At 44.2% G+C, this 6,071-nt stretch carries 4 protein-coding genes; 3 read left to right on the top strand and 1 reads right to left on the bottom strand.

The window, feature by feature from the left end; all coding sequences use genetic code 11:
* The first annotated feature begins 42 nt into the window (after window positions 1–42).
* Window positions 43–1,629 (top strand): cation:proton antiporter family protein, encoded by a 1,587-nt coding sequence (locus AB4623_RS10870; RefSeq protein ID WP_017062195.1) that lies wholly within the window; start codon window positions 43–45, stop codon window positions 1,627–1,629.
* Between the two features lie 235 nt (window positions 1,630–1,864).
* Window positions 1,865–3,535, top strand: a complete 1,671-nt coding sequence (asnB, locus tag AB4623_RS10865; protein WP_372146384.1) for an asparagine synthase B — start codon at window positions 1,865–1,867, stop codon at window positions 3,533–3,535.
* 78 nt (window positions 3,536–3,613) lie between these two features.
* Here asnB and rfaH read toward each other — a convergent pair whose 3' ends face one another.
* Complete coding sequence (gene rfaH / locus AB4623_RS10860; protein WP_017062197.1) at window positions 3,614–4,120, bottom strand: transcription/translation regulatory transformer protein RfaH; 507 nt, start codon at window positions 4,118–4,120, stop codon at window positions 3,614–3,616.
* A 501-nt stretch (window positions 4,121–4,621) separates the two neighbouring features.
* Here rfaH and AB4623_RS10855 point away from each other — a divergent pair.
* Window positions 4,622–6,019, top strand: a complete 1,398-nt coding sequence (locus AB4623_RS10855) for a peptide MFS transporter (RefSeq protein WP_017062198.1) — start codon at window positions 4,622–4,624, stop codon at window positions 6,017–6,019.
* The last annotated feature ends 52 nt before the right edge of the window (window positions 6,020–6,071 follow it).

The raw sequence follows: 6,071 nt of genomic DNA, 5'->3' as shown, positions 1-6,071 counted from the left end.
CACGGCCCGTTTTTTTAAGCTAGGGAACTACAACAACAAGTTATGGAACTTATATTAATATCCACTGCGTTTATCGCAGGATTTATTGCTTTAAAGTGTCACCTTCCCCCATTAGTTGGTTTTTTGGTTGCAGGCTTTGGGCTTTTTGCCTTTGGCTTTGAAACCAATGACACCATCATTACTTTAGCTGACCTTGGTGTCACGCTGCTTCTATTTACTATCGGCTTAAAGCTCGATATCAAAACCCTACTCTCTAAAGAGATCTGGGCTGGCGCGACAATCCACAACCTTTTGTCCACTCTGTTTTTCGCCGTCGCCCTGTTTGGCTTTAAGTTCTTAGGTATTTCATCGCTAGCTGCCATGTCGGTAGAACAGATCGTTCTGCTCGGTTTTGCTCTTTCATTCTCTAGTACTGTATTTGCGGTTAAGACTCTGCAAGAGAAAGGCGAAATGAATGCGACCTACGGAACGTTAGCGATTGGTATCTTGGTCATGCAGGATATCTTCGCCGTAGTATTCTTAACGGCTTCTACGGGCAAAATACCTGAGTGGTATGCAATTGCTCTGTTTGCCCTACCCTTATTACGCCCACTGTTCTACAAAGTGCTCGATTGGGTTGGTCACGGTGAGATGCTGGTTCTTTCCGGCATCTTCTTCGCATTAGTCGTCGGTGCTGGTTTATTCCATTTGGTTGGTGTGAAACCAGATTTGGGGGCTCTTGTTCTAGGTATGTTACTTGCTGGTCACCCAAAAGCCTCAGAATTATCAAAGTCGCTGTTTAACCTTAAAGAACTTTTCCTTGTCTGTTTCTTCTTGAATATTGGTCTGTCAGAGCAACCAACCATTCAAGGCTTTATGCTCGCAATCTTGTTCTTGCTGATGCTGCCAGTGAAAGGTGTTCTCTACTTCTTGGTACTCAACCGCTTCAAGTTCCGTGTTCGAACATCTCTACTTGCCTCGCTATCACTGTTTAACTATAGCGAGTTTGGCCTCATCGTTGGTGGTCTCGCCTTCAAGATGGGTTGGATGTCGGGTGATATCTTAGTTGCCGTTGCCATTGCAGTTTCACTGTCTTTTCTAATCGCTGCTCCTTTAAACCGAGCTGGTCATAAGCTTTATCAGCAGTCAGGTAAATGGCTAAAAGAGCATGCGTCAGAAAAGCTTCACCGACGTGATAAGCGAATTGACCCTGGTCGTGCCCAAGTGCTTATTCTAGGTATGGGCCGAATTGGTACCGGTGCTTATGACGAATTACGTACTCGCTATGGCAAGGTCAGCCTAGGTGTAGAAGTGCGTGAAGAAGCCGCGCACAACCACAGAAGCCAAGGCAGAAACGTGATTTCTGGCGACGCGACTGACCCAGATTTCTGGGAGCGAATTCTAGATACAGCAAACGTAAAGCTGGTGATTTTGGCAATGCCTCACCACCAAGGTAATCAAACCGCTTTAGAACAATTAAAGTCACGTAACTTTAAAGGCCAAATTGCGGCTATTGCTGAATATCCCGATCAACTCGAAACACTGAAAGAGAATGGCGTTGATGCGGCATTTAACATTTACAGCGAGGCTGGTAGTGGTTTTGCTCGCCACGTTTGCGAACAGTTAAATCCAAATATCAATAAAATCTAGTATTAGACAGTGTTCAACTAAACCTCTCAAAACTGCCTATTTTTCGCACTTTTGAGAGGTTTTTGTTTAAAAAACCAACCGCAATTAAACATCACACACCAAAAGCACATAAAAATTAGATAATTTCTAACAGAACACCCTTTATATTATTTTTTTGCTCACATCCGGTTGCTTTTTTTAGCCAGAATGGCAAATTGAATGCAGTTGATTTGGAAATTATTTAAAAGGAAGTTCTATGTGTTCAGTATTTGGCATTCTCGACATTAAAAGTGATGCCGCAGCACTTCGCCCTATTGCTTTAGAAATGTCTAAGAAGCTTCGTCACCGTGGTCCAGACTGGTCTGGTATCTATGCTGGTGAAAAAGCAATCCTTGCTCATGAACGTCTTGCTATTGTTGGCTTGAACAGTGGTGCTCAACCACTATACAGTCAAGACAAAAAGCACATTCTTGCAGTAAACGGTGAAATTTATAACCACAAAGAACTTCGTGCACGCTATGAAGATAAGTACCAGTTCCAGACTGATTCTGACTGTGAAGTTATCCTAGCGCTATACCAAGAGATGGGTGCAGACCTTCTAGAAGAGCTTAACGGTATTTTCGCATTCGTTTTATACGACGAAGAGAAAGACGAGTACCTAGTGGGCCGCGACCATATTGGTATCATCCCGCTTTACCAAGGTTACGATGAGCACGGCAACTACTACGTGGCTTCAGAGATGAAAGCATTGGTTGAAGTATGTAAGACGATCAGTGAATTCCCTCCAGGTAGCTTCTACTCTTCGAAAGATGCTGAACCTCAACGCTACTACATCCGCGATTGGAACGAGTACGCTGCGGTACAAGGCAACAGCACAAGCAAAGAAGAACTGACTGAAGCGCTAGAAGCAGCCGTTAAACGTCAACTAATGACTGACGTTCCTTACGGTGTACTTCTATCTGGTGGCCTGGATTCATCAATTACTTCAGCAGTTGCAAAACGCTTTGCGGCAATGCGTATCGAAGATGATGAGCAATCTGAAGCTTGGTGGCCACAACTGCACTCGTTCGCTGTTGGTCTTGAAGGCGCACCAGACCTTATCGCTGCTCGTGAAGTTGCGGACAAGATCGGAACTGTGCACCATGAGATGACTTACACTATTCAGGAAGGCCTAGACGCAATCCGTGACGTTATCTACCATATCGAAACTTACGATGTAACGACGATTCGTGCATCAACGCCAATGTACTTGCTGGCTCGTAAGATCAAAGCGATGGGCATCAAGATGGTACTTTCAGGTGAAGGTGCTGATGAAATCTTTGGTGGTTACCTGTACTTCCATAAAGCGCCAAACGCGAAAGAGTTCCACGAAGAGACAGTACGTAAACTGCTTGCTCTAAGCATGTTCGACTGTGCTCGTGCAAACAAATCGCTAGCGGCATGGGGTGTTGAAGGCCGTGTACCATTCTTGGATAAAGAGTTCATCGATGTCGCAATGCGTCTGAACCCTGAAGATAAGATGTGCGGTAACGGTAAGATGGAGAAACACATCCTGCGTGAGTGTTTTGAAGACTACCTACCAGATTCAATCGCATGGCGTCAAAAAGAGCAGTTCTCTGATGGTGTTGGCTACGATTGGATTGATACATTGAAAGCAACGGCTGAAGCAAAAGTAATGGATCAACAAATGGAAGCTGCTAAGTTCCGTTTCCCTTACAACACGCCAACAACCAAAGAAGGTTATGCTTACCGTGAAATCTTTGAGGAGCTATTCCCTCTAGAATCTGCGGCAGAGTGTGTACCTGGTGGTCCTTCAGTTGCTTGTTCATCAGCGAAAGCGATTGAGTGGGATGAGTCATTCAAAAACTGTGTCGACCCATCAGGCCGTGCAGTACAAGCCGTTCACAACGATGCTTACAACGCTTAGAGCGTTTTGAACAAATCCTAAAGACTAAAAAAGGCGCATTATGCGCCTTTTGTTTTAAGCCTATTTTTATTACTGCAGTTATGCGCGAGCTTGTAGTGCTTCGTTCTCAATACTGATTGGAACGACTTGGCTGATCATTTTCACCAGCATAATCGATCGAGCCTCACCGTCTTTCTGATCGAAAATAGCTTCAACCCCAGCAAATTGGCCACTCTGAATCTTAACTACCTGTCCAGATTCAAACTCAACACAACAATCTTCCACTTCGTTACTGCAGCACTTCTCAAACTCTTTAAGTTCAAACACCAAGTCTCCTTGGACCTCGTGCGGCAGTGAACCGAACTTAATAAAGTCCACAACGCCACGTGTTGAACGAACGGTCGTGAAGCTAGGACCTTGCTCATAATCGAAGCGAACAAAGATGTAAGACGGAAACAGCGGTTCTTTGACCTGCTTTTCTTTCCCTCTCACCACCTTTTTGACTTCTATTTGAGGGTAAAAGCACTCTACCCCCTGATTCTCTAAGTGCTGCTGAGCGCGTTTTTGATCACCACGCTTACAGTAAAGCAAATACCAACGTTTCATTTAACTAGCCATTTTATATTTTTAGATATTTTACCACATGCCTAAAACGGTTGAATCGCCATTAATAAAATGAATCGTTGCCAACGAAAAATAATGCGTAGCAGACCAATTTATCAACAAAAAGTTATAGGTGTCGGAGTGGTTAAGCATTGTACAGAGATCATTTAGAGATCAAAAGACTCATTGTTGTAAGCATATGTATACCCCACCTAATGAGCACACCACTCCCTTTAAACTCAAAATGATACACCAGAGCAATGCATCTAAAGATTTTTATTCAACACGACTTTAATAAAGGTTATTAACCAACCAGCTCAAATCTGGAAAATTAGTTTGCAGCACACTTAAAATGGGCAACATTAAAAGTAAAGATGATTAATATCAATAGCTTAGCTAAACCAAGTTGTCGTAACCATAAAATACGTCTATTGCAGACTTTTATCCCACTGTGTATACATGAATGACCATAAAATCTTTTAATACCTAAAATTAGTAAAACTTATGCCAAGCAACCACAACATCTTTGGCCACCCTAGAGGCCTATTTCTACTTTTTAGCACAGAGCTATGGGAACGTTTCTCTTACTATGCGATGCGCGCCATCCTTGTCTTATTTTTGACTGACACTACCCTCAACGGTGGACTGGGTTGGTCAACGAAAGACGCACTCGATCTCTACGGTATTTACACCGGTTTAGTCTACATCACACCATTAATTGGTGGCTGGATTGCCGATAACTACCTAGGTCAGCGTAAATCAATTCTGATTGGCGGTGTATTAATGGCACTTGGCCAATTTACACTGGCTCTACCTAACGGCTTCATCGGTTTAGACCAAGTGAACGCTCTGTACCTTGGTTTAGCACTGCTAATCAGTGGTAACGGTATGTTTAAGCCGAACATCTCAACCATGGTTGGCGATCTGTACCAAGAAGGCGATAACCGCCGTGACGGTGCTTTCACCATTTTCTACATGGGCATCAACTTAGGTGCGCTGCTTGGTGGCTTAATTTCAGGTGCTGCTGTCGATTCATTCGGTTGGAAAGCAGGTTTCCTAGCCGCTGGTATTGGTATGGTTATTAGCTTGATCATGCAAGTGACAATGGCTCAGTCTTGGTTAGGCAACATCGGTTCTGTACCTGCTGCTGCAAGAGCGAAAGCACTGAACAAATCTAAAGAAAAAGCGCCACTGACCAAAGAAGAGTTCGACAGACTAAAAGTGATTCTTATCATGGGTCTGTTCGTGATTGTATTCTGGGCGGGCTTTGAACAAGCTGGCGGCCTAATGAACATCTACACTCAACAATATACTGACCGTATGATTGGTGGCTTTGAAGTTCCTGCTGCGTGGTTCCAATCTTTGAACCCATTCTTCATCATTACACTTGCTCCAATCATTGCTGCGTTCTGGGTGAAACTGGGTAAGCGTGAACCCAACTCTCCTGTGAAGTTTGCAATGGCATTGTTCTTCTTAGCACTGGGCTTTGTGTGCATGATGGGCGCGGTAATGGAGCAAGGCGGTGACCTAACAGTGAAAACATCAATGCTATGGCTAGTCGGCGCTTTCTTCTTCCATACCCTTGGTGAGCTTTGTCTATCTCCTATTGGCCTGTCGTTGGTCACTAAGTTAGCTCCGCTTCGCCTAGCATCATTGATGATGGGTGCATGGTTTGGCTTCAATGCGGTGGCAAACTACGTGGCAGGCCTGGTTGGTTCTCACGTTGGTGAGCTTGGTGCTATGTCAATCTTCAGTGGTATTGCTATCACAGCAACGGTGAGTGGCATATTACTGCTGCTTTGTGCTGGTAAGCTTGTGTCATGGATGCACGGCGTAGAAACCAACATGACGCTTGAAGCAGAGCCTAAAGCTAAGCAAGCAACAGAGACATCTGCGGCTTAACTCTCAAGCTGTTTCAAAACGAAATATCCTGATCAAAAAGGGCTGCTCAATG

Source organism: Vibrio sp. 10N.222.52.C12 (genome assembly GCF_041474215.1).
Classification (GTDB): Bacteria; Pseudomonadota; Gammaproteobacteria; order Enterobacterales; family Vibrionaceae; genus Vibrio; species Vibrio crassostreae_C.
Note: the sequence above shows the minus strand (reverse complement) of the source record. Positions and strands in the feature narration are given on the sequence as shown.

Coding starts and splice junctions, on each gene's coding strand:
- AB4623_RS10870 (WP_017062195.1), top strand. CDS start 43: ATGGAACTTATATTAATATCCACTGCGTTTATCGCAGGATTTATTGCT.
- asnB (WP_372146384.1), top strand. CDS start 1,865: ATGTGTTCAGTATTTGGCATTCTCGACATTAAAAGTGATGCCGCAGCA.
- rfaH (WP_017062197.1), bottom strand. CDS start 4,120: ATGAAACGTTGGTATTTGCTTTACTGTAAGCGTGGTGATCAAAAACGC.
- AB4623_RS10855 (WP_017062198.1), top strand. CDS start 4,622: ATGCCAAGCAACCACAACATCTTTGGCCACCCTAGAGGCCTATTTCTA.